This is a genomic window from Blastomonas sp. 34TW, from assembly GCF_059803595.1.
On the sequence record NZ_JAPFGW010000009.1, the window covers coordinates 101,394 to 122,094 of the forward strand.

A 20,701-nucleotide genomic window follows, 5' to 3' on the forward strand; every position below is an offset into this window, starting at 1 on the left:
CGTCATTCCCGCGAAAACGGGAATCCCCCCTTTGCGGGGGGCGACAATGATAAAGGGTCGGGGATCAATCCCCGCCCTTGGCCACCGCGCGTTCGACGTCGAGCAATTCGAGCCCCTGGCCCAGCGCGACCCGCTCGTCGAAGACGAAGCAGCCGCCCTCGAACAGCGATTGCTCGGCGGGCACCTGTTCCAGATATTTCAGGATGCCGCCCTTGAGGTGATAAACCTCGTCAAATCCCTGCGCGCGGACATAGGCGGTGGCCTTTTCGCAGCGGATGCCGCCGGTGCAGAACATCGCGATCTTCTTGCCCGATTGGCGCAGTTCCTCGGCCTGCGCGTCGAACCAGGCGGGAAACTGGGTGAACCGTTCGGTGCCGGGATCGACCGATCCGGCAAAGGTCCCTTGCGCGAATTCGAAGCTGTTGCGCGTGTCGATCACCACCGTATCGGGATCGGCGATCAGCGCGTTCCAGTCCGCGGGTTCGACATAGGCGCCCTGGCCATGCACCGGGTCGATATCGGGCACGCCCATGGTGACGATCTCGCGCTTCACCTTGACCTTGAGCCGCTTGAACGGGGGTTCGTGCGCGCCCGAATATTTGACTTCGATCGACGCGAAGCCCGGCATCGCGCGGATCGCAGCGACCAGCGCGGCGACGCCCGCATCGGGCCCGGCGATCGTGCCGTTGACGCCCTCGTGCGCGATCAGCAGCGTGCCGCACAATCCCTGCGCTTCGCACAGCGCGTGCAGCGCATCGCGCACCGCGCCAGGCTCGGGAACCGTCGCAAAGTGATAGAGCGCCGCGACGGTCAGCGGATAGTCGGTGGGCAAGGTCATGCGCTGGCCCATAATCGGCGTGCGACGATCTGCCAAGCACCGGGCTTGCAACACCCCGATGTCTGCGGCATGGCAGAGCCATGGTTCCCCTTTCGTTCGCCGGGCAGGATTTCGTCATCGTCGATCGCGCCGCGCTCTACTGGCCGCGCGAAAAGGCGTTGTTCGTCGCCGATCTGCATTTCGAAAAGGCAAGCTGGTATGCACGGGGCGGGCAGATGCTGCCGCCCTATGACAGCGCGGCGACGCTCGACCGGCTCGAACGCGCGCTTGCGGCCTCGGGCGCGACCAGCCTGTGGTGCCTGGGCGACAATTTCCACGACAGCGACGGCGCATCACGGCTCGACTCCGCTCTGGTCGATCGGCTTGAGCGACTGGCGCAACGTGTCGCGCTGCACTGGATCACCGGCAACCATGACAGCGCGCTCGAAACCGGTTTCGGCGGCAGGGTGGTCGAGGAGGCCGAAATCGCCGGGCTGGCGCTCCGCCACAGGGCCGAATCGTGCAGGAGCGTGCCCGAACTCTCGGGCCATTTTCATCCGCGCCTCAGGGTACGGCTGCGCGGGCGGACGGTCTCGCGCCCCTGTTTCGTCGCCTGTTCCGACCGGCTGATCCTGCCCGCCTTCGGTGCATTGACCGGAGGGCTCGATGCCGATGACCCGGCTATTCTCTCCGTGCTGGGCGCCCACCCGCACGCCTTTGTCGCTACGGAAAGCGCGGCCTTGCGCTTCGACTTGCAAAAAACGGCAGAATTCCGGCGATAAAGTCACTTGCATAACTGGTGTTGCGTTTTCGCGACAACGCCCTGCATTTTTGCGGGCAGCCCGCGCAACCGCTGGAATCCCGCCGATTTTGGTCTAACGTTCACGTCAAGGCGGCGCATGACCGCCAGAGAGACCACAATCAGGAGAGAGATATGCCCATGCGTTTCGGCAAAGCCAGCCGTGTGTCCCTCATGCTTTCAGCCGGCCTGGTGGCCATGGCGAGCCCCGCCCTGGCGCAGGATACGGATCAGGAAGGCGTCAACGACAGCAACACCATCGTCGTCGTGGCCCAGGGCCGCGAGCAGCTGCTGTCCGACGTTCCGGTCGCGGTGTCGGCCGTCAACGCCGAAACGCTCGAGAATACCGGCGCCAACGACATCCGCCAGCTGAACCAGGTCGTCCCCTCGCTGCTCGTATCCTCCACCGGCAACGAGGCGAACGGATCGGCGCGTATCCGCGGTATCGGCACGGTGGGTGACAATCCGGGCCTCGAAAGCTCGGTCGCGGTGTTCATCGACGGCGTCTATCGCTCGCGCTCGGGCATCGGTCTCAACGAACTGGGTGAGCTCGACCGGGTGGAAGTGCTGCGCGGTCCGCAGGGCACCTTGTTCGGCCGCAACGCCTCGGCCGGTATCCTGTCGATCTACTCGAAAAAGCCCGAATTCGAATTCGGCGGCTTTGGCGAGGCGACCTATGGCAATTTCGACAATATCCGTCTGCAGGCCGGCCTCACCGGCCCGTTGAGCGAAACGCTCGCGGCGCGCTTCGACGGCGTGTACGAAAAGCGCGACGGCTTCCTGCGCGATGTGAACAACAATATCGACCTGAACAATCGCGACCGCTATTTCGTCAAGGGCCAGCTGCTGTGGGAGCCGGTGGATGCGGTCTCGTTCCGCTTCATCGCCGACTATACCAACCGCGACGAGCGCTGCTGCGGTGCGGTTTATCTGGGCCGCGATTTCAACCCGCTGATCGGCGACCTCAACAACCCGTCGACTCCGCTCGCGCCGCTCCAGACCACGGGCAACAACATCATCAACGTGCTGCGCGACCTCGGCCAGCCGATCGGTTCGTTCAACGATCCGTTCAGCCGCAACACCTTCGTCACCCGCGGCCGCACCTATAACGGCAAGACCAAGGATGGCGGTCTCTCGCTCGAAGTGAACTGGGACATGGGCGGCGCAACGCTGACTTCGATCACCGGCTATCGCTATTACAAGAACAGCCAGGCATCGGACACCGATTACAGCGCGGTCGACATTCTCTATCGCGCCGACGATACCGACGCCCAGTTCCGCCAGTTCAAGACCTTCACCCAGGAACTGCGCCTGCAGGGCGAGGCGTTCGACGGCAAGCTCGACTGGCTGGTCGGTGGCTATTTCGCCGACGAAGACCTGACCGTGCGCGACAACCTGCGCTTCGGCAACCAATATGGCCGCTTCGCCACCTGCCGCATCATCTCGGGCGGCGGTCTCGCCGGCCTGTATTCGCCGACCTCGCCGGGATGCGTCGCACCCGGCGTGGGTCCCGCCACGCTGGCTGCGGCGAGCGGCGGTGGACAGACCGGCGCGGATATCGCCAACGGCTTCGCGCTGCTCGATACGCTCAACAATCTCGGCTCGATCAGCGATCGCTATTTCCAGAACAGCCGCAACTATGCGTTCTTCACGCACAATATCTTCCACATCACCGACAATCTCGATCTGACGGTCGGCCTGCGCTACACCAACGAGCGCAAGCGCTTCAACGCGACCTTCAGCAACGACAACACCGTCTGTACCCGCCTGCAGGCATCGCTCACCGACGATCTGATCAGCCCCAATGCCACCGCACGCGCGCTGGCTGGCGCTCTGGTCGGCCTGGGCTGCCAGGGCAACTCGACCGCAGAGCTCAACGGCGTATCGATCCGCGATCGCCGCAGCGAGAACGAGTTCACCGGCACCGCGGTGCTGTCGTGGAAGCCCACCGACGATCTGCTGCTCTACGGCAGCTATTCGCGCGGCTACAAGGCAGGCGGTTTCAACCTCGACCGTTCGGCGCTTAAGGGCCCGGTCGTCGCTCCGCTGGGCGGCGCTCCGGTGACCACCTTCGCGGCGGTCGGCGGTGCGCAGGCGCTGGTGCGCAACCTGCAGTTCGACCAGGAAATCGTCGATGCGTTCGAACTGGGCGCGAAATATTCGCGCGGTCCGCTGACCATCAACCTCGCGCTGTTCCGTCAGCAGTTCGAGAATTTCCAGCTCAACACCTTCAACGGCACCGTCTTCCTGGTGCAGACGGTCAACGGCTGCTCGACCGATCTCGCCGGCGCCGACCGCGATCTCAGCGCCACGACCGGCGGCTGTGCCCGTGGCGACGTGACCTATGGCGTGGTCGCCCAAGGCGTCGAGCTCGAAGCCTCGATCCGTCCGTCGCGCACCTTCACGGTCAATGGCGGTCTGACCTATGCCGATACCAGCTATCGCAACAACCTGATCGGCAACCGCAACGGCGCGCCGCTGGATCCGGCGCTGCGCAAGCTGCCCGGCGACAACCTGTCGAACGCGCCCGAGCTGACGCTGACCGGATCGATGGCCTGGACGCCGGATATCGGCAATAACGGCCTTTCGGGTCTGGTCTATCTCGACACCCGCGTGACCGATGCCTTCAACACCGGATCGGACCTGTTCCCGCAGAAGGAACAGCCGAGCTTCGTGGTGGTCAACGCACGCGTCGGCCTGCGCGGTCCGGACCAGGCCTGGGCGGTCGAGCTCTGGGCACAGAACCTGTTCAACGAGGACTTCACCCAGGTCGCGTTCAACAGCCCGTTCCAGGCCGGTACGACCGCAGCGCCGTTCGTCGATCCGCAATTCCCCGGTGGACGCCAGATTTTCTCGGCCTTCCTGGGCGAACCGCGCACCTATGGCATCACCCTGCGCGGCCGTTTCTGATCGCTCTGCAAGGGTAAGGCGAAACAGCCCCGTCCGCACATCGCGGGCGGGGCTTTTTGCTGCGCTCAGGCGGCGGAGGGTTGCCCGGCATGGCGCAACAGCGTGACCGTCAGCACCGTCACCGCGCCTGCCATCAGCCCTGCTGCAACGACAAAGGGTGCGCCGGGGAAGAAGGGGCCCTGGGCATCGGCATTAGCGGCAAACACCCCGGTCATCAGCGGCGGTCCGATGATCGCGGTCAGGCTGATCGTGCTGGCGATGGCACCCTGCAACTCGCCCTGCGCGTCTTCGGCCACGCGGGGGCTCATCAGCTGCTGCATCGCCGGGAAGCACATGCCCGGGATGGCACCGATGATCACACCCAGGATCACCACGGGCGTGCTCGGCGCAAAGGCGAGCGTCAGAAACGAGGGGATCGAGAACAGCAGACTGATCGTCGCGGTGCGCACCGGGCCGAAGCGGGCGATGGCCTTGCCCGACAGCACGCCCTGGGTCAAAACCAGCAATATGCCGAACAGCGCGATGGTTGCGCCGGTGACCGCAGGCGTCCACTCGAATTTCGCCGTGCCATAATAGGCCCAGACCGAGAGCTGCGCCTGGCTGGCGAGCTGCATCAGGAAGATCGCGCAGAGGCATCCCATGACCAGCGGGATGCGCCGCATTCGGCGAATCGTGCCCAGCGGATTGGATCGGAAGGGATCGAATCGCCGCCGCCGCTCGGGAAGAAGCGTTTCCTCGAACCGCAACAGCCCGAAAACCGCCCCGGCGGCGCACAACAGAGCCGCAGCGACAAACGGCAGCCGGTCGCCAAACTGGCCGATCAGCCCGCCGATCGCCGGGCCGAGCACGAAGCCCGCTGCGCCCGCGCCGCCGAGCATGCCAAACGCCGCCCCGCGCCGCTCGGCCGGAATGCTGTCGGCGATGCAGCTGTTCGCGGCGGCATAGCTTGCGCCCATCACGCCCGAAATGGCGCGGCCTGCGAACAGCCAGGCAAGGCTGGGTGCAATAGCCATCAGCGCATAGTCGACGCCCAGCAGCGCCAGCGTCGCCAGCAGCACCGGACGCCGCCCGAACCGGTCGCTCAGCCCCCCTATCACCGGCGCGAACAGGAATTGCATCGCAGCATAAGTGAACAGCAGCCAGCCGCCCCAGGTCGCCGCGTGATCGAGGCCTTGCCCTGTCAGCGACTGGATCAGCGACGGCATCACCGGCACGATCAGGCCGATACCGGCCATGTCGATGAACACGATCGACGCCAGAACCAGCAAATTGCGATGGATCATGAGGCCCCCACGTCCATGGCAGCGCATCGGTCAGGCTGCATCAGCCCCCAGCATCGCCATTCCGCCCCACAGGGCAAGGCGAATCACCCCCAGTTTCAGGCCAGTTCGTCGCCGCCCGCAGACGCTGCTCGCGGTTTGCGACCTTGCGCCACGACATACCATTCGTTGCTGCCCTTGCGGCTGGCAGGCGGCTTGGCGTGCTTCACGGTCTTGAAATGCTGCTTGAGCAGCGTGAGCAGGTCGTTGTCGGTGCCACCGGCCAGCACCTTGGCAACGAAGGTCCCACCCTCGATCAGCTGATCGACCGCGAAATGCGCCGCCGCCTCGACCAGCCCCATGGTGCGCAGATGATCGGTCTGCTTGTGGCCGACGGTGTTCGCCGCCATGTCGGACAGAACCAGATCGGGCCTGCCGCCGAGCGCATCGATCAGCTTGCCCGGCGCATCATCGGCCATGAAGTCCATCTGGAAGATGGTGACGCCCTCGATCGGGTCGACCGGCAGCAGGTCGATGCCGACCACTGCCGCCTTGGGGTTCACCCGGCGCACCAGCTGCGACCAGCCGCCCGGCGCAATGCCTAAATCGACCACATGCCGCGCCTTGCGCACGATGGCGAATTTCTCGTCGAGCTCGACCAGCTTGTACACCGCGCGGCTGCGATAGCCTTCGGCCTTGGCCTTGCGGACATAGGGATCGTTGAGCTGGCGCTCGAGCCAGCGGTTGGACGAGGCGGTGCGCCCGCGCGCAGTCTTGACCCGCTGCTTGAGACCATCGCCATATTTGCCCTTGGCCTTGCGCCGCGAATCGCCGGGAATCCTTCCGCCGCCGCTACCGCTGCCGGCACCGCCATCCTTGCCGTCGCCGCTCATGCGCGTTGCTCATGCGCGGAGCGTGGTTGCGGCGCATCCTTGCCCATCAATGCGCGCAATATGCCCTCGCGAATGCCGCGATCGGCGACGCCCAGCCGCATGGCGGGCCATATGTCGAGGATCGATTCGAGAATGGCGCAGCCCGCCACCACCAGATCGGCGCGCTCCTTGCCGATGCAGGGCAGTTCGCGCCGCTGGTTCAGGCTCATGCCCGCCAGCCGCGCGCTGATGGCGCGCATCGATTCGGACGGAACGATCAGCCCGTCGATCGCGTCGCGGTTATAACAAGGCAGGTCGAGATGCAGGCTGGCGAGCGTCGTCACCGTGCCGCTGGTGCCGAGCAACCGCCGCTCTGCATCGGGCAGCTGTGGCAACCGGCGGGCAAAGGGGGCAAAGCCGTCCATCACCCGCGCTCGCATTCGCGCATAGGCGGCCGCGCGCGACTCGGGATCGTCATGATCGAAGCGCTCGCTCTCGGTCAGCGTCACCACGCCCCAGGGCACGCTCATCCAGTCGAGAATGTCGGGCACCGGGCCTGAGCTGTCGACCAGCACGAGCTCGGTCGATCCGCCGCCGATATCGAAGATCAGCGCCGGGCCATCGCCGGGTTCGAGCAGGATATGACAGCCCAGCACCGCGAGCCGCGCCTCTTCCTCGGCGGTGATGATGTCGAGCACGATCCCGGTTTCGCGGCGCACGCGATCGATAAAGGCCGGGCCGTTGCTCGCCTTGCGGCACGCCTCGGTCGCGACCGACCGCGCCAGCGCGACATGGCGGCGGCGCAGCTTGTCGGCGCAGATCGACAAAGCGGCGACCGCGCGATCCATTGCGGCATCGCTCAGCCGTCCGCTCTGGCCAAGGCCCTCGCCCAGCCGCACGACGCGGGAGAACGCATCGACCACGACAAAGCCGTCCGCGGCCGGTTTCGCGATCAGCAATCTGCAATTGTTGGTGCCGAGATCGATCGCGGCATAGGCGCGCCGGGCATTCCAGCCGCCACGATCGCCATGGCCGCTCTTTGCCGGTCTGGATTCGGTGATTCGCGTCGGTGTGCCGGGTGCGGGCCCCGGGCCGCGCTGGCCCTGATGGGCACCCGTCTTGGACCTGCCTCGCTGTCGTGCCGCATTCCGGCCATTTCTGGCGGGATTTGCCAGTTCCTTGGCAACCTTGCCGCCATCGGACGGGGTGATTGCGGGGGATTCGGCCTGCGGCATGGATGTGGGTTGCTCCACCATGCCAAAATCGCTCTTTTTCTCATCCGGGCATGCCCACGCGGCCAATATGTCCACGCTTCGCCGGTACTTGAGGCCAAGGCTAGCCAATATGCGGTGAATGCGCAAGCTTGGCACCGATTCGTCGCGATTTGGGTCTTGACCGCGTCCGCCGACGCGCCTAATTGCGACCGCCTACTGCCCCTTCGTCTAATGGTAAGACCACGGACTCTGACTCCGTTAATCAAGGTTCGAATCCTTGGGGGGCATCCATCTCCTTCCCGAAAACCCCGATCGACCAGCCTTGCGCAGGATAGTGCGCACCTGGTCGCGGCGTGCTGAAACGCCGACATGACGCACTCTCCCCCGCTATCTGACCCTGTGAGCGGCCTTGCGCCGGTGCTGCCCCAGACCTGCACGCTGCTGCTGCTGGGCAGTCTTCCGGGCCGGGCGTCGCTGGCGGCTGGGCGCTATTACGGGCATCCGCGCAACCATTTCTGGGCGCTGATGGAGCGAGTGATCGGCGAATCGCTGGTCGCGCTCGACTATGCCGCGCGGCTCGAGCGAATCGGCGCGCGCGGCATCGGTCTGTGGGATGTGATCGGGTCGGCGCGGCGCGGATCGAGCCTGGATGGCGATATTCGCGATGCCGTGGCCAATCCGCTGCGCCCGCTGGTCGAGCGGCTGCCGCATCTGCGCGCGATCGGCTGCAATGGTGCGCTGTCGGCGAGGGGCGCGCTGCGCGCGCTGGCCGGGCTGGACCTGCCGATCGTGCCTTTGCCGTCGAGCAGCCCGGCTTATACACTGCCCCTCGCTGCCAAGGCCGAAGCCTGGCAGCCGTTACGGGCCTTCATCCTGCCGCCGGGCTGACCAACGCCGCGGTCAGACCCGCCCGCGCTTGGGGCCGAGGAAGAACCAGGCGATCAGACCGATTACCGGAAGGATGACGATGAGCAGCGTCCAGAGCAATTTGGTCGTGGTGGTGGCACCGCTGCCCCAGACGCTGAGCACCGCGATCACGTCCAGAATCAGGATGACGATGCCGAAAATGCTGTATTCCATGGGTATTCTCCTCGGGACCGCGATCAGGGGTGCATGACCACCTTGATCCATTCATTCTGATGATCGCGGAAATTGCGGTAGCCGGTCGCTGCCTCGTCGAGCGGCAGGCGGTGGCTGATCAAGAAACTGGGATCAATGACATCACGCTCGATGAGGTCGAGTAGTTCCGCCGTATAGCGTCGAACATGCGTCTGACCGGTGCGCAGCTGCAGCCCCTTCTGCATCATCGCACCCAGGGGAAACAGATCGGCCTTGCCGCCATAGACACCGGGGACCGAGACGCGCCCACCCTTGCGGCAGGCCATGATCGCCTGGCGCAGCACATGCGCACGGTCTTGCCCCAGGCCGACCGTCTGCTTGATCCGGTCGGCGATATTGTCGACCACAAAGCCGTGCGCTTCCATGCCGACCGCGTCGATCACCGCATCAGGGCCGATCCCGCCGGTCATCTGCTTGAGCGCATCGAGAATGTCGGTCTCGTGGAAATTGACCGGCTCGGCGCCCAGCTGCTCGGCCATGTCGAGCCGCCCCTGGACACCGTCGATCGCGATCACGCGCCCGGCCTTTTGCTGGAAGGCGCTGAGGATCGTGAACAGCCCGACCGGGCCGCAGCCCCAGACCGCGATGGTGTCGCCCGGCGCGATCTCGGCGTTGAGCGCGGCCATCCAGCCGGTGGGCAGGATATCCGAGAGGAACAGCAGCCGCTCGTCGGGAATATCCTCGGGCACGACCAAAGGCACGACGTCCGAATAGGGGATGCGGACATATTCGGCCTGGCCACCGGCATAGCCCCCGGTCAGGTGCGAATAGCCGAACATGCCAGCCATCGGGTGGCCGAACGCCTTTTCGGCGACTTCCTGGTCCTCGACCGGGCAGCTGTTGTCGCAATTGCTGTAGCGCTGCTCGCTGCAGTGGAAGCATTGGCCGCAGAAGATGGTGAAGGGCACGACGACGCGCTGGCCGACCTCAAGCGTGCTATCCTTGCCCACGGCGACGACCCGGCCCATGAACTCGTGACCCAATATGTCATCCTTTTCGACCGCAGGGATCACGCCGTCATACAGGTGGAGGTCCGACCCGCAGATCGCGGTGGAGGTGACTTCGATGATGCAGTCGCGCGGGTTGACGATGGCAGGGTCGGGCATCTGACGGACGTCGATATCGCCCTTGCCCTGAAAGGTGGCAGCACGCATGGCTTGAGGTTCCTTGTATTCGGGGGATCGGGATGCACGGGCCTCAGGCGGCGTCGGGGCGCATCTTCGCGGTGGCGATTTCGCCCGTCTCGACCAGCATCTTCATCCGGCGCAGATCGCGCAGCAGGCCCAGCTCGAGCGCTTCGGCCATCATCGCCTCGGTCTTCCAGGCAGACGCAAAATGGTGCGGACGCACCGCCATGATCACCTCGACCGCCGTGCCCTTGTCGCCATTGTCGCGAAAGCGCAGTCGGCCGTGCATATCGGCATGGCCCTCGCCCTCGGAGCGCCAGGCGATCAGCTCGTCCTCGCGCTCGGCGACGATCCGGGTGAGCAGCGGGCGCGAGGCCATGTCGCGCAGTTCGGATGGGGGCAGCAGCAGATCGGGCTGGTTGCCTTCGGGAAAGGGCAGATATTCGAGTACCGACCAGAGCTGTGCAGTGCCCTGCCAGCAGGCGCGGATCTGCTCGGGGGTGGCGCGGATGGTGACGGTGGCGCCGGTGACGCGATAATCGCCAAAGCGTCGGCGGTGCCGGGCGCTGCGCGCGGGGGCGGCATCATGGTTGATGCCCGGCTTGCGGCGATAGATCAGGACCCCGCCTGCCGCAGTGGCAAGCGTGGCAGCGAGCCCGTATCGGGCCCAGTTGGCGATGTTCATGGCCTGTGTCCCTGGTTGCGAGCAATGGTGACACGGTGCCCCTCAAGGCTCGTCGGGGGGTGGGTAAAGGCACCGTGTCGGGGTCAGGATTAGGCGGCGAGGCCGCCCGCGATCATCACATGGGTTGGTAAGTACCGATAAAATCCGCATATTCCGCGGTCAGCTGTCGCGATCCTGCGCGCGAGCGAGCGGCAAGCGCACATCGAACATCAGCCCGCCGGGCAGCGTCTCGATCGCAGTCTCGGCATCCATCTCGTAATGCAGCGCGCGCTCGACAAAATCGCGCGCCAGTGCGCCCAGCGCCTGATCGGGATCTGAGAGGTTGCGGCCCTCTTCCTTCCAGATCAGCGTCAGCAGCGGCTTGGCGGCGCTATCGTCAATGCCCCATTGCACCTGCAGGCGCGGCGGCGGATCACCCGGTTCGCCAAAGGTCACCGCATGGCTGGCAAGCTCGTGGATTGCCAGGCCCAGCATGTTCGCGGCCTTGACCCCCAGCATGATGTCCGGCCCTTCGGCGCGCACCTGTTCCTCGCCGTCGAGATGGTGGCTCAGCAGCTCGTCATGCACCAGATCGGCAAGGTTGACCTGGCCAGTCGCTGAGCGGGTCGAAAGCGACTGGGTGCGCGCGAAGGTGTTGATGCGCCCGTCGAACTTGGCGACGAAATCCTCAATGGTATCGCAATGGTCTGCCGTCCGCCGCGACAGCGCCCGCACCACGCCCAGCGTGTTGCGGACGCGATGCTGCAACTCCCCCAGCAGCGACCGCTCCTGGTCGCGCAATCGCTTGAGGTCGTCGATATCGGTCGAGGTGCCCAGCCATTCGATGATGCTGCCATCATCGCCGTGGACCGGTCCGGCGCGGGTCTTGTGCCAGTAATAGCGGTCTTCTTCCGCCTTTCGGATGCGAAATTCGACCTCGAAACTCTGCCGATCGGACGCGAGGCTCCATGCGGTTTGCGCAGCCTCGCGATCGTCGGGATGGACGACATCAAGCCAGCCATCGCCGACATACTCGGCCTCGCTCTGGCCGGTAAACGCCTCCCATTGCGGGCTCGCCCAGAGCCACGCCCCATCGCGCCCCGCGCGCCACACGAGCAGCGGCAGCGTAGCGATGAAATGGTTGAGCGTCTGGACCGGGCCGGACCAGCTAGAAGGCATGAGCATTCTCCTTGTGCGCACCTGCCCCGCCATCGGCATCGCAGATCTTGAGATAACCGCCATCAAACAGGGCAGTTGCTTCGAGCCGCGGCAGGTCGAGCACCGTCAGACATTTCTGTTCGAGCTGGATCAGCCCGTCACGGCGCAGATCCTGCAGCGTGCGATTGACATAGACCGGAGTCATGCCGAGCGCCTCGGCCAGTTCGGTCTGGGTGAGGTGGAAGCTGCACCTGCGGCCGGTACTGAGCCCGACCGAGCGCTGACGCAGGAACAGCTCGCACAGAAAATGCGCCATCCGCTCGCGCGCCGTGCGCTGTCCGAGCGAGGTGGACCGCTCGCGCTGGATGGCAGAGGAAACATGCATGTCGCACCAGAGCAGCTTCTCTAGGTCGGAGTGCCGGGCGCGGGCGATATCGAGAAAATCGTCGTCCAGCAGCGCGACGCGCGTCTGGGTCAGCGTGGCGATGCTGTGGTCCATCGATTTTGCGAGATGGCCGTTGATGTCGAAGATATCGCCGGGGATGAGGACCGAGAGAATCTGCCTGCGCCCATCCTCGAGCGTCTTGTAGCGGATTGCCCAGCCTTCGATCAGCACATGCAACGGACCGCTGCCTTCGCCCTGACGCACGAGATCGACCCGCGGGGGCAGGGCGCGCACATCGCGTTGCACCCGCTTGGCCAGCCAGGCTTCAGACGCGCTGTTCAATTCGCCAAAGCCGCGCAGCTTCAAGGTGACGTGCGGCGTCAAGATTTTCGGCCTCCCATGGCGTCTTCCGGGGAACCTACGCACGGCCTGCGAGTATGTTGCACAGGGAAACCGAACTCATCCGTTCCAGTGAAAAAAGCTTGAGTGGTCAATGACATCACCGCCGTCTGACGAAGCCTTGCTGCGCGGCTGCCGCGTCCTCGTCGTGGAAGACGATTTCCTGATCGCCGATGATTTCTCGCGGCGGCTGGTTGCGCATGGCGCGCAGATCGTTGGGCCGGCCGCAACCCTCGACGCTGCCCTGCAAGCGCTCGATCAGGCGGGATCGGTCGATGTGGCTGTGCTCGATATCAACTTGCGCGGCACGCTGGTCTTTCCCCTTGCCCGCCATCTCGAGGCGCTGGACATCCCCTTTCTCTTCTGCACCGGCTATGGCGAAGACCCGATTGCCGATTGCTTTCGCGAGGTCACGCGCTTCGAAAAGCCGCTGTCGCACCAGAGCTTTACCGAGATGATGCAGATGATCGCGCGCATGATGCAGAGCGCGCGGGGAGGGCCGTTGCGCTGAACGCCGAAATGGACTTGCCTATGTAAGTTCAGCCTCGCCTAGCCCCGCCTATTCCTGCCGCACCAACCATCGAAAGGATGTGGTTATGCGGAATATGGCAATCTTGACGGCGGCCCTGCTGGTGGCGGCCTGCGATGCACCCGATGGCGCGCGCTCGGACACGGCAGCGGGCGATGCGGCTGCGACCGGGCAGGACGATATGGCAATGAATTCGGCGAACGATCCCGCCGTTACGGCAACACCGGTATCGACCGGCACCTATGTGGCGCAGGCCGCCAATTCGGATTTGTACGAGATCCAGGCGGGCGAGCTGGCAGCAAAGAACGGCCAGTCGCAACAGGTCAAGGATTTCGGCCGGATGATGGTCACTGACCACACAAAATCCTCGCAGGACATGAAGGCGATGGTGACGCGCGCCAATCTGGGCACCCAGCCCCCGGCGCGGCTCGATACCGAACATCAGGCGATGATCGACCGGCTGAAGGCGGCACGGGGCGAGGCCTTCGATCGCGAATATCTGAGCCAGCAGATGGCGGCGCACCGCAAGGCGCTGGCGCTGCATCAGGGCTATGCCCAGAGCGGCGACAATAACGAGCTCAAGGGCTTTGCGACACAGGTCATCCCGGTCATCCAGAAGCATCACGACTGGCTGGAACAGAATGGCCAGGGTGCCAATGGCACGACCGCCGGGGTGGGCACGGGCAACCGCAGCGGCGCGATGCAGGACGGCAGCATGGGCACAGCGAACGAATCGTCGAGCGCCAACCGCGCCCCGCGCGCGACCGGTTCGACCACCGATCAGTAACGGCGGACAAACAGAGCGGATCCGCTCCTTCTCTCCACCTCACTGGCGGCCTTCGGGTCGCCATTTTTTTTTGCAGACGATGGCCGTCGGTATTCAGCCCTTGCCGCCGGCGAGCGCAAGCCGGGGGCGATCCTCGCTCGGCTGGGGCGGCTGCAGCGCGGCGATGAAGCGCGCGCTCCACCAGCGCACGTCCTGCTTGACCACCGAGGCCAGCATCGCGGCATGGCGCTCGCGCCGCTCCTCAAGCGGCATGGTCAGCGCGCGCGCGATCGCATCGGCCATGTCCTCGCTGCTGTGCGGGTTGATGATCAGCGCCGCATCGAGCTGCACCGACGCGCCGGCGAAGCGCGACAGCACCAGCACGCCGGGGTCCTCGGGATCCTGCGCCGCGACATATTCCTTGGCGACCAGGTTCATCCCGTCGCGCAAGGGTGTGACCAGCCCGACGCGCGAGGCGCGGTAGATGCCGAACAGCTCCTCGCGCGCATAGCCCTTGTTGACATAGCGCACCGGCACCCAGTCGATCGAGGCGAACTCGCCGTTGATCCCGCCCGACAGTGCGTTCAGCTCTGCGCGGATCTGTTGATAGCTCGGCACGTCGCCGCGCGAGGGCGGCGCGATCTGCAACAGGAACAGCTTCTCGCGCAATTCGGGCCGGGTGGTGAGCAGCTGCTCATAGGCCAGGAAGCGCTCCTGCAGCCCCTTGGAATAGTCGAGCCGGTCCACGCCGACGATCACCTGCCGCCCGACCGCGCTGGTGATCAGCCGCTGTTCCGCATCGCGTGCGGCCGGGGTCCCAAGCGCGGAGGTGAACTCCGCCGTGTCGAGCCCGATCGGGCAGATCAGCAGCCGGGTGGAGCGCCCGTCGAGCAGCGCATGATCGCCGTCGAGTTCGGCACCCAGGTGCGTGACGATATAGTCGATGAACGAGGCGCGCCATTCGTCGGTGTGGAAGCCGATCACGTCATAGCTGAGGAGGCTTTTGACCAGCTCGCGATGGCCCGGGAGCGACATCATCAGGCTGGCGGGTGGCCAGGGGGTGTGGAGGAAGAAGCCGAGCCGGTTATCGAACCCGCGCTCGCGCAGCCGCTGGCCGAGCGGCATAAGGTGATAATCGTGCACCCAGATCATGTCGTCGGGCTCGATCAGCGGCGCCACCGTCTCGGCAAAGCGCTGATTGACGCGCGCATAGCCCCCGGCAAAGTCGCGGGCGATCTCGGTCAGATCGAGCCGGTAGTGGAAGAGCGGCCACAGCGTGCGGTTGGCAAAGCCGTTATAATATTCCTCGATATCCTGTGCCTCGAGATCGATGGTCGCGGTGGCCACCCCGTCCTGGCGACGGAAGCTGATCTGGCCGGTAAATTCGTCGGTCTGCTCGCCCGACCAGCCGAACCAGATGCCGTTGCTTTCCCGGAGCGCGGCGGAAAGCGCGACGGCGAGCCCGCCGCGATTGCTGTTCGCGCCGCTATGCGCGGCCTGGACACGGTTGGATATGCAGATCAGACGGTTCATCGTGCGTCACTCCAGGGGCGGGAGAGAAGGCCTGCACACTGGATCAGCCCCACCAGCGAATAGGTTTGCGGATAATTGCCCCACAGCGCGCCGGTGCTGGGGTCGATATCTTCGGAGAGCAGGCCGGCCGGGGTTCGGCGGCTCAGCATTTCCTCGAACAGCGAACGGGCATCGCCATAGCGGCCGGTGGCGTGCAGCGCCTCGATCAGCCAGAAGGTGCAGACGTTGAACGCCGATTGCGGCGGGCCGAAATCGTCCTCGTCGGCATAGCGCAGCATATGGCTGCCCCGGCGCAGCCCGCCCTCGATCGCGTCGAGCGTCGCTATGAAGCGCGGATCGTCGGCGCGGATGAATTTCAGGTCGAGCAGTTGCAACAGGCTGGCATCGAGCGTGCGTTCGCCCAGCACCGCCGAATAATGGTTGCCCGCATGGCTCCAGGCATGGGCGTCGATATGGGTACGGATATGCTCGGCGCGCTCGCCCCAGAACATCGCCGCCTTGGGCCGCCCGATCGCGCCTGCCGCATTGGCGAGCCGGTCGCATGCGGCCCAGCACATCGCGGCGGAATAGGTATGGACATGCGCGCGAGTGCGCAGCTCCCACAGGCCCGCATCGGGCTCGTTGAACATTGCAAAGGCGCGGTGGCCGACGACTTCCAGAGCCTCAAAATCCTGCACCGTCGCCTGGCGCAGCAGCCGCTGGTCGAAAAAGGCCTGCACGCTCGACAGCACGATCTGGCCATAGGCATCGTGCTGGACCTGCTCATAGGCCTGGTTGCCCGATCGCACCGGACCCATGCCGGCAAAGCCTTGGAGCGCGGGCATGACATGCTCGGTGAGGGTTGCTTCGCCGCCGATGCCGTAGAGCGGCTGGATATGCCCGCCGCGCGCTGCATCGACGATGTTGCGCAAGTAATGCAGGTACGATTCGAGCACGTCGAGCGCGCCGAGCCGGTTGAGCGCCTGCACGGTAAAATAGGCATCGCGGATCCAACAGAAGCGATAATCCCAGTTGCGCCCCGAATCGGCATGTTCGGGCAGCGAGGTGGTGAGCGCCGCGACGATCGCGCCGGTCTGTTCGTACTGGCACAGCTTGAGCGTGATCGCGGCGCGGATCACCGCCTCCTGCCATTCGAGCGGCAAGTTGAGCCCGCGCACCCAGTGCTGCCAGGTCGAGACGGTCTCGTCGAGCATTGCCTCCATCCGCGCCTCTAGCTGCGCGTCGAACCCTTCGTCGGGGCCGAAATAGAAATAGAGGTCGCGTTCTGCCCTGAACATGCGCTCGTCCCGGATCCACCCCAAAGGGGCGTTCGAGGTCAATCGCTGGACTTGCTCGCCCAGGATATAGCGTATGTGATTGGAGCCCGATGTGAGCCGGGGCGAACCCTCGCCCCAGGCATAAGCGGGGCGCAGCCGCACCGAGATGCGGGGGGACCCGCTGATGACGCGGACGATCCGTGCAATCGCCACCGGGCGGAACATGCGGCCATGGCGCGGGAAGCGCGGCATGAAATCCACGACCTCGATGACATTGCCCGCATTGCACGACATGCGCGTGACCAGCACGGGGGTGTTGCGGATATAGTGCTGCTCGGTATGTGCGCAGTTCTCGAGCACGATGTCCCAATAGCCATGGTCCTGCCTGGGTTCGAGCAGCGAGCAGAACACCGGATCGCCATCGAAGCGCGGCAGGCAGCCCCAGGCGATGCGGGCATTGGGATCGACCAGCGCTGCGATCTCGCAATTGCCGATGGGCCAGAGGTTCATGGCGTCCCTCATCGCCGCACTCATGCGATCAGCGCCGCGATGCGCCGACGCACGCCTTCGACGCTGTCGAGCCGCTCGTCGCTGTGATCGGCGGTGCGCGAGCCGACGCTGATCGCCTGGCCGCCCAGCGCGCGCGTTGCTTCGAAAGCAGGGATGTCGGTCAGATCGTCGCCGATGAACACCGGCGCGCTGCCGGCAAAGCGATCCAGCGCCATGATGGCGCGCACCGCATCGCCCTTGTCCGATCCGCCGGGCCGCAGCTCGAACACCATGTCGCCCTGCTGGACGACCAGCCCGTGCGCGGCGGCCTGCGCCAGCGCCCATTGCTCAGCCCGGTCGCGCAACTGCGGCATCAACCGGTAGTGCACGCCCAGCCCGAAGCTCTTCTCCTCGATGACGATGCCGGGAAAGTCCTCGAAATGCAGGGCCGCCTCGAAGGCAAGATCGGCGAACAGCCGTGTGGCGCGAGGGGCCTGGACCGCGCCGTCGACGCTCAGCTCCTGACCATGGCTGGCCGCGATCACGCCGCCTGCCAGTGCGGGGGGAAGCAAGCGGTGCAGCTGTTCGAGCGAGCGGCCGCTCACCACCGCGATGCGGCCAGCCAGGGTGCGCGACGCTTCGGCCAGCGTGTCGGCCATGGCCGGGCTGATCGCGACAGCATCGGGCGTGTCGCCAATCTCGACCAGCGTCCCGTCAAAATCGAGCAGCAGCGCCAATGGCCTTGCCTCCTGATGGGTTTCGGCGGGGACGATCAAATGCACAAGGCTGTCAGGCACGCGGGTGCGGCTCCTTTTCGGGTCCATCCATGAAGGTGTGCAAGGGACACGCGCCAGAGCCGTGCAGGTTCCCCTCAACGGCGCTTTTTCAGCAGCTTGAGCACCGCCGGTTCGGCTTCGTCCGGGTCGGTGCGGCGGAACATTGGGTCATCATCGCGATAGGCTTCGAGCAGCTGCGGATGGATATAGGACTGTCGGCATATGGTGGGCGTGTTGCCCAGCGCATCGGCGGCGCGCGCCACCGCCTCGCGGATTGCCTTTTCTGCAGGCGGCGCATCCTCCTGCTGACGCAGCTCGCACAGCACCGAGCAAGCCGTGACGGTGCCGCACCAGGTGCGGAAATCCTTGGCCGAGAAATCCTCGCCGCCGATCTCGCGCAGATAGGCGTTGATATCGTCCGACGTGACCGCGCGCAGCTCGTCGCCGTCCTTGTACCGGAACAGCTGCTGGCCGGGCAGCTCCTGCAGGCCGCGCAGCACCTTGGCGACGCGCCGGTGGCGCAGGCTCACATCCCATTTGCGCCCGCTCTTGCCGTTGAAGCGGAAGCGGATCTGCGAGGCCTCGAGCGCGACATGGCGGCAGTGCAGCGTGGTCAAGCCGTAGGACCGGTTCTGCTTGGCGTACAGCGCATTGCCGATGCGGATCGCGGTACAGTCGAGCAGGTGAATGATCGTCGCCATCACGCAGGTGCGCGATGTTCCCTTCGAGGAAATATCCTTTTCCACCCGTTCGCGGATTGCGGGAAGTTTCGCCCCGAAACTGGCAAGCCGGGCAAACTTCGCCGCGTCCTGTTGCTCGCGATAGGCGGGGTGATAGCGATACTGCTTGCGCCCGCGGGCATCGCGCCCGGTCGCCTGCAGATGGCCGTTGGGGTCGGGGCATATCCACACCTGCTCATAAGCGGGCGGGATGGCCAGGCTGTCGATGCGCTGGCGTACCGCCCTGTCTCGGATCAGCTTTCCCTTCGCATCGTGATAGCTGAAGCCCTTGCCGCGCCGCTTGCGGGTGATGCCGGGCATGTCGTCGGTCGTGAAGACCAGCGCGCCTTCCCTGCTCATCGGGCAGGCGCGCCGGGCAGATCACATGCCCTCATGGACCTTGTCGCCTGCCAGATCGTCGCGCCCGGCATTCTTGGCGGCATTGCCTTGCGCATGTTTCGGCCCGTAATAGCGGTTCTCGCTCTGTCCACCTTCGATGAAACCCCGTTTTTCGCCGCGCAGCTCCTTGCCGGTGTGCGGGTTGGGATAGGCGCCGCCGCCCGATTCTCCCGCACCACCCTTGCCGGTCCGCGCTTCCATGTCGTCGGGGATACGCGTCTTGTCGGTCATGGCTCCGTCCTTCTCGCAAAATGAGGCTGCAAGGCTAGGCGCGGCAATTGCGGGGGGCGCTAACATAGGCCGGTGTGGGTTGTTCGCGGCTGCGCGACACAAAGGTCCGAAGCCGCCGCCTCCCCGAATCGGCGGCCCCCATCGAGAGGAACACCCCATGGCTCATTCACGAACGCACAATGGTCGCACCCCCAACGGACAGGGCGGAAGCTCGATCCTGAGCAGCTCGGTCAAGGGCCTGCTGCTCACTGCAGGCGTGGCGGCGATCGCCAATATCGGCCGCAAGATGGCGGTCCAGGCCCCCACCGCGATGGCGCAGGACTGGTGCGAAGGCTTGATCAAAGAGCACAAGGCGACGCTGGCCGTGATCGACAAGCTCGAACAGCTCTCGCCCGAGCAGACCGACCGCCGCGCGATGCTGCTGATGAACCTCAAGCACATGATCACCAAGCACGCGATGCAGGAAGAGAATGTCATCTATCCCGTGCTCGGCCAGGGCGGCGAGGGTGATGCGGCCAAGTCGCTCAACAGCGACCATGGCGAGGTCAAGGCGATGCTCTACGCGCTCGGCCATATGGACAAGGGCGATCCGGCGTTCAACGAAACGCTCGGCCGCCTGCGCAGCGCGCTCGAGGAGCATATGCGCGAGGAAGAGGACGAGCTGTTCCCCGCGCTGCGCGAGCGTCTGAGCGACGAGGAGAACAAGAAGCTCAGCCGCGAGATGAACATGGCGGGGCTGATCCTCGCCTGACCCGTTCGACAAAGGAGAGAGACATGGCCCAGAAGGAAAGCCGCGACGCGTTGCAGATGCTCGCCGATGACCACCGCACGGTGGAAGCCTTGTTCGAGAAATACGACAATGCGCGCGGCGAGGCGGCGCAGCAGAAGATCGTCCAGCAGATCTGCCAGGAACTGACCATTCACGCGATGGTCGAGGAGCAGGTCTTCTATCCTGCGATCCGCGAGGCGGTCGACGACGACATGATGGACGAGGCGCAGGTCGAGCATGACAGCGCCAAGACGCTGATCCTCTCGCTGCAACAGGGCACGCCCTCGGACGCCTATTATGACGCCAAGGTGAGCGTGCTGAAGGAGCAGGTCGAGCATCACGTCTATGAGGAAGAGCGCCAGCGCGGCAGCATCTTCGCGCAGGTGCGCAAGGCGGACATCGACTTGGTCGCCTTGGGCGCGCAGATGGCCGAGCTGAAGCAGCAACTGCTCGCCCAGGCCAAGGCCGAAGGTCTGCCCCGGCCCGAACTGGTCGCGCTGGCGAGCTGAAC

Annotated in this window: 21 protein-coding genes and 1 tRNA gene; 8 read left to right on the forward strand and 14 right to left on the reverse strand. The window is 65.2% G+C overall.

The genetic code is table 11. The features are described 5' to 3' along the window. Window positions 1-64: 64 nt before the first annotated feature. Window positions 65-838: an oxygen-dependent tRNA uridine(34) hydroxylase TrhO gene (gene trhO, locus OPU69_RS12740; protein ID WP_498511488.1), complete on the reverse strand. Its 774-nt coding sequence runs from the start codon at window positions 836-838 to the stop codon at window positions 65-67. An 80-nt stretch (window positions 839-918) separates the two neighbouring features. On the opposite strand from trhO, the gene pdeM reads away from it, so the two are divergent. Continuing rightward, on the forward strand, window positions 919-1,599 hold the full coding sequence (gene pdeM, locus OPU69_RS12745; RefSeq protein WP_498511490.1) for a ligase-associated DNA damage response endonuclease PdeM: 681 nt from the start codon (window positions 919-921) through the stop codon (window positions 1,597-1,599). Between the two features lie 152 nt (window positions 1,600-1,751). Further along, on the forward strand, window positions 1,752-4,526 hold the full coding sequence (locus OPU69_RS12750) for a TonB-dependent receptor (RefSeq protein ID WP_498511492.1): 2,775 nt from the start codon (window positions 1,752-1,754) through the stop codon (window positions 4,524-4,526). Window positions 4,527-4,591: 65 nt separating this feature from the next. Here OPU69_RS12750 and OPU69_RS12755 read toward each other — a convergent pair whose 3' ends face one another. From OPU69_RS12755 to OPU69_RS12765, 3 genes are all read right to left on the reverse strand, one after another. After that, on the reverse strand, window positions 4,592-5,809 hold the full coding sequence (locus OPU69_RS12755; protein WP_498511494.1) for an MFS transporter: 1,218 nt from the start codon (window positions 5,807-5,809) through the stop codon (window positions 4,592-4,594). Between the two features lie 95 nt (window positions 5,810-5,904). Beyond that, window positions 5,905-6,678 carry an RlmE family RNA methyltransferase gene (locus OPU69_RS12760; protein WP_082730784.1) on the reverse strand — a complete coding sequence of 258 codons (774 nt, stop codon included), beginning with the start codon at window positions 6,676-6,678 and terminating at the stop codon, window positions 5,905-5,907. Further along, the gene (locus OPU69_RS12765) at window positions 6,675-7,913 is read right to left on the reverse strand and encodes a Ppx/GppA phosphatase family protein (RefSeq protein ID WP_498511497.1); all 1,239 of its coding nucleotides are present in this window, start codon (window positions 7,911-7,913) and stop codon (window positions 6,675-6,677) included. Before OPU69_RS12765 ends, OPU69_RS12760 begins: the two co-directional genes overlap by 4 nt. A 175-nt stretch (window positions 7,914-8,088) precedes the next feature. Between OPU69_RS12765 and OPU69_RS12770 the strand changes: the two genes are divergently transcribed. Together OPU69_RS12770 and OPU69_RS12775 are read left to right on the forward strand one after the other, a co-directional pair. Beyond that, window positions 8,089-8,162: transfer RNA gene (locus OPU69_RS12770), tRNA-Gln, on the forward strand. Window positions 8,163-8,240: 78 nt separating this feature from the next. Continuing rightward, on the forward strand, window positions 8,241-8,759 hold the full coding sequence (locus OPU69_RS12775; RefSeq protein WP_498511499.1) for a DNA-deoxyinosine glycosylase: 519 nt from the start codon (window positions 8,241-8,243) through the stop codon (window positions 8,757-8,759). A 12-nt stretch (window positions 8,760-8,771) separates the two neighbouring features. Here OPU69_RS12775 and OPU69_RS12780 read toward each other — a convergent pair whose 3' ends face one another. The 5 genes from OPU69_RS12780 to OPU69_RS12800 all read right to left on the reverse strand — a co-directional run bounded on the left by OPU69_RS12780 (window position 8,772) and on the right by OPU69_RS12800 (window position 12,708). Continuing rightward, window positions 8,772-8,951 (reverse strand): PLDc N-terminal domain-containing protein, encoded by a 180-nt coding sequence (locus OPU69_RS12780; protein WP_060977920.1) that lies wholly within the window; start codon window positions 8,949-8,951, stop codon window positions 8,772-8,774. A gap of 23 nt (window positions 8,952-8,974) precedes the next feature. Beyond that, complete coding sequence (locus OPU69_RS12785; RefSeq protein WP_060977919.1) at window positions 8,975-10,144, reverse strand: zinc-dependent alcohol dehydrogenase; 1,170 nt, start codon at window positions 10,142-10,144, stop codon at window positions 8,975-8,977. A 43-nt stretch (window positions 10,145-10,187) separates the two neighbouring features. Next, the gene (locus OPU69_RS12790) at window positions 10,188-10,802 is read right to left on the reverse strand and encodes an SRPBCC family protein (protein WP_060977918.1); all 615 of its coding nucleotides are present in this window, start codon (window positions 10,800-10,802) and stop codon (window positions 10,188-10,190) included. Between the two features lie 159 nt (window positions 10,803-10,961). Beyond that, window positions 10,962-11,960 carry a sensor histidine kinase gene (locus OPU69_RS12795; RefSeq protein WP_060977917.1) on the reverse strand — a complete coding sequence of 333 codons (999 nt, stop codon included), beginning with the start codon at window positions 11,958-11,960 and terminating at the stop codon, window positions 10,962-10,964. Then, window positions 11,950-12,708, reverse strand: a complete 759-nt coding sequence (locus OPU69_RS12800; RefSeq protein ID WP_498511502.1) for a Crp/Fnr family transcriptional regulator — start codon at window positions 12,706-12,708, stop codon at window positions 11,950-11,952. Before OPU69_RS12800 ends, OPU69_RS12795 begins: the two co-directional genes overlap by 11 nt. 109 nt (window positions 12,709-12,817) lie before the next feature. Between OPU69_RS12800 and OPU69_RS12805 the strand changes: the two genes are divergently transcribed. Beyond that, on the forward strand, window positions 12,818-13,234 hold the full coding sequence (locus tag OPU69_RS12805; RefSeq protein WP_498511504.1) for a response regulator: 417 nt from the start codon (window positions 12,818-12,820) through the stop codon (window positions 13,232-13,234). A gap of 94 nt (window positions 13,235-13,328) precedes the next feature. After that, complete coding sequence (locus tag OPU69_RS12810; protein WP_060979008.1) at window positions 13,329-14,039, forward strand: DUF4142 domain-containing protein; 711 nt, start codon at window positions 13,329-13,331, stop codon at window positions 14,037-14,039. Window positions 14,040-14,132: 93 nt separating this feature from the next. Here OPU69_RS12810 and OPU69_RS12815 read toward each other — a convergent pair whose 3' ends face one another. The 5 genes from OPU69_RS12815 to OPU69_RS12835 all read right to left on the reverse strand — a co-directional run bounded on the left by OPU69_RS12815 (window position 14,133) and on the right by OPU69_RS12835 (window position 19,421). Then, window positions 14,133-15,551 carry an alpha,alpha-trehalose-phosphate synthase (UDP-forming) gene (locus OPU69_RS12815; RefSeq protein WP_060979007.1) on the reverse strand — a complete coding sequence of 473 codons (1,419 nt, stop codon included), beginning with the start codon at window positions 15,549-15,551 and terminating at the stop codon, window positions 14,133-14,135. Further along, window positions 15,548-17,329 carry a glycoside hydrolase family 15 protein gene (locus OPU69_RS12820; protein WP_498511507.1) on the reverse strand — a complete coding sequence of 594 codons (1,782 nt, stop codon included), beginning with the start codon at window positions 17,327-17,329 and terminating at the stop codon, window positions 15,548-15,550. The genes OPU69_RS12815 and OPU69_RS12820 overlap by 4 nt, the downstream gene beginning before the upstream one ends. Before the next feature lie 8 nt (window positions 17,330-17,337). Next, a complete protein-coding gene (otsB, locus tag OPU69_RS12825; RefSeq protein WP_498511509.1) occupies window positions 17,338-18,093 on the reverse strand; it encodes a trehalose-phosphatase in 756 nt (251 codons plus the stop codon). Between the two features lie 74 nt (window positions 18,094-18,167). Continuing rightward, complete coding sequence (locus OPU69_RS12830) at window positions 18,168-19,151, reverse strand: DNA topoisomerase IB (protein ID WP_498511511.1); 984 nt, start codon at window positions 19,149-19,151, stop codon at window positions 18,168-18,170. A 21-nt stretch (window positions 19,152-19,172) separates the two neighbouring features. After that, window positions 19,173-19,421, reverse strand: a complete 249-nt coding sequence (locus OPU69_RS12835; RefSeq protein WP_060979004.1) for a hypothetical protein — start codon at window positions 19,419-19,421, stop codon at window positions 19,173-19,175. Window positions 19,422-19,578: 157 nt separating this feature from the next. Here OPU69_RS12835 and OPU69_RS12840 point away from each other — a divergent pair, with 157 nt between their 5' ends. Together OPU69_RS12840 and OPU69_RS12845 are read left to right on the forward strand one after the other, a co-directional pair. Further along, window positions 19,579-20,172, forward strand: coding sequence for a hemerythrin domain-containing protein (locus tag OPU69_RS12840; RefSeq protein WP_498511513.1), 594 nt, complete (start codon window positions 19,579-19,581; stop codon window positions 20,170-20,172). Window positions 20,173-20,195: 23 nt separating this feature from the next. After that, the gene (locus OPU69_RS12845) at window positions 20,196-20,699 is read left to right on the forward strand and encodes a hemerythrin domain-containing protein (RefSeq protein ID WP_060979002.1); all 504 of its coding nucleotides are present in this window, start codon (window positions 20,196-20,198) and stop codon (window positions 20,697-20,699) included. Window positions 20,700-20,701 lie beyond the last annotated feature (2 nt).

Coding starts and splice junctions, on each gene's coding strand:
- OPU69_RS12795 (WP_060977917.1), bottom strand. CDS start 11,960: ATGCCTTCTAGCTGGTCCGGCCCGGTCCAGACGCTCAACCATTTCATC.
- OPU69_RS12810 (WP_060979008.1), top strand. CDS start 13,329: ATGGCAATCTTGACGGCGGCCCTGCTGGTGGCGGCCTGCGATGCACCC.
- OPU69_RS12815 (WP_060979007.1), bottom strand. CDS start 15,551: ATGAACCGTCTGATCTGCATATCCAACCGTGTCCAGGCCGCGCATAGC.
- OPU69_RS12820 (WP_498511507.1), bottom strand. CDS start 17,329: ATGAGGGACGCCATGAACCTCTGGCCCATCGGCAATTGCGAGATCGCA.
- OPU69_RS12765 (WP_498511497.1), bottom strand. CDS start 7,913: ATGGTGGAGCAACCCACATCCATGCCGCAGGCCGAATCCCCCGCAATC.
- OPU69_RS12835 (WP_060979004.1), bottom strand. CDS start 19,421: ATGACCGACAAGACGCGTATCCCCGACGACATGGAAGCGCGGACCGGC.
- OPU69_RS12760 (WP_082730784.1), bottom strand. CDS start 6,678: ATGAGCGGCGACGGCAAGGATGGCGGTGCCGGCAGCGGTAGCGGCGGC.
- OPU69_RS12780 (WP_060977920.1), bottom strand. CDS start 8,951: ATGGAATACAGCATTTTCGGCATCGTCATCCTGATTCTGGACGTGATC.
- OPU69_RS12840 (WP_498511513.1), top strand. CDS start 19,579: ATGGCTCATTCACGAACGCACAATGGTCGCACCCCCAACGGACAGGGC.
- OPU69_RS12755 (WP_498511494.1), bottom strand. CDS start 5,809: ATGATCCATCGCAATTTGCTGGTTCTGGCGTCGATCGTGTTCATCGAC.
- OPU69_RS12775 (WP_498511499.1), top strand. CDS start 8,241: ATGACGCACTCTCCCCCGCTATCTGACCCTGTGAGCGGCCTTGCGCCG.
- OPU69_RS12830 (WP_498511511.1), bottom strand. CDS start 19,151: ATGAGCAGGGAAGGCGCGCTGGTCTTCACGACCGACGACATGCCCGGC.
- trhO (WP_498511488.1), bottom strand. CDS start 838: ATGACCTTGCCCACCGACTATCCGCTGACCGTCGCGGCGCTCTATCAC.
- pdeM (WP_498511490.1), top strand. CDS start 919: ATGGTTCCCCTTTCGTTCGCCGGGCAGGATTTCGTCATCGTCGATCGC.
- OPU69_RS12845 (WP_060979002.1), top strand. CDS start 20,196: ATGGCCCAGAAGGAAAGCCGCGACGCGTTGCAGATGCTCGCCGATGAC.
- OPU69_RS12805 (WP_498511504.1), top strand. CDS start 12,818: ATGACATCACCGCCGTCTGACGAAGCCTTGCTGCGCGGCTGCCGCGTC.
- OPU69_RS12750 (WP_498511492.1), top strand. CDS start 1,752: ATGCCCATGCGTTTCGGCAAAGCCAGCCGTGTGTCCCTCATGCTTTCA.
- OPU69_RS12790 (WP_060977918.1), bottom strand. CDS start 10,802: ATGAACATCGCCAACTGGGCCCGATACGGGCTCGCTGCCACGCTTGCC.
- OPU69_RS12785 (WP_060977919.1), bottom strand. CDS start 10,144: ATGCGTGCTGCCACCTTTCAGGGCAAGGGCGATATCGACGTCCGTCAG.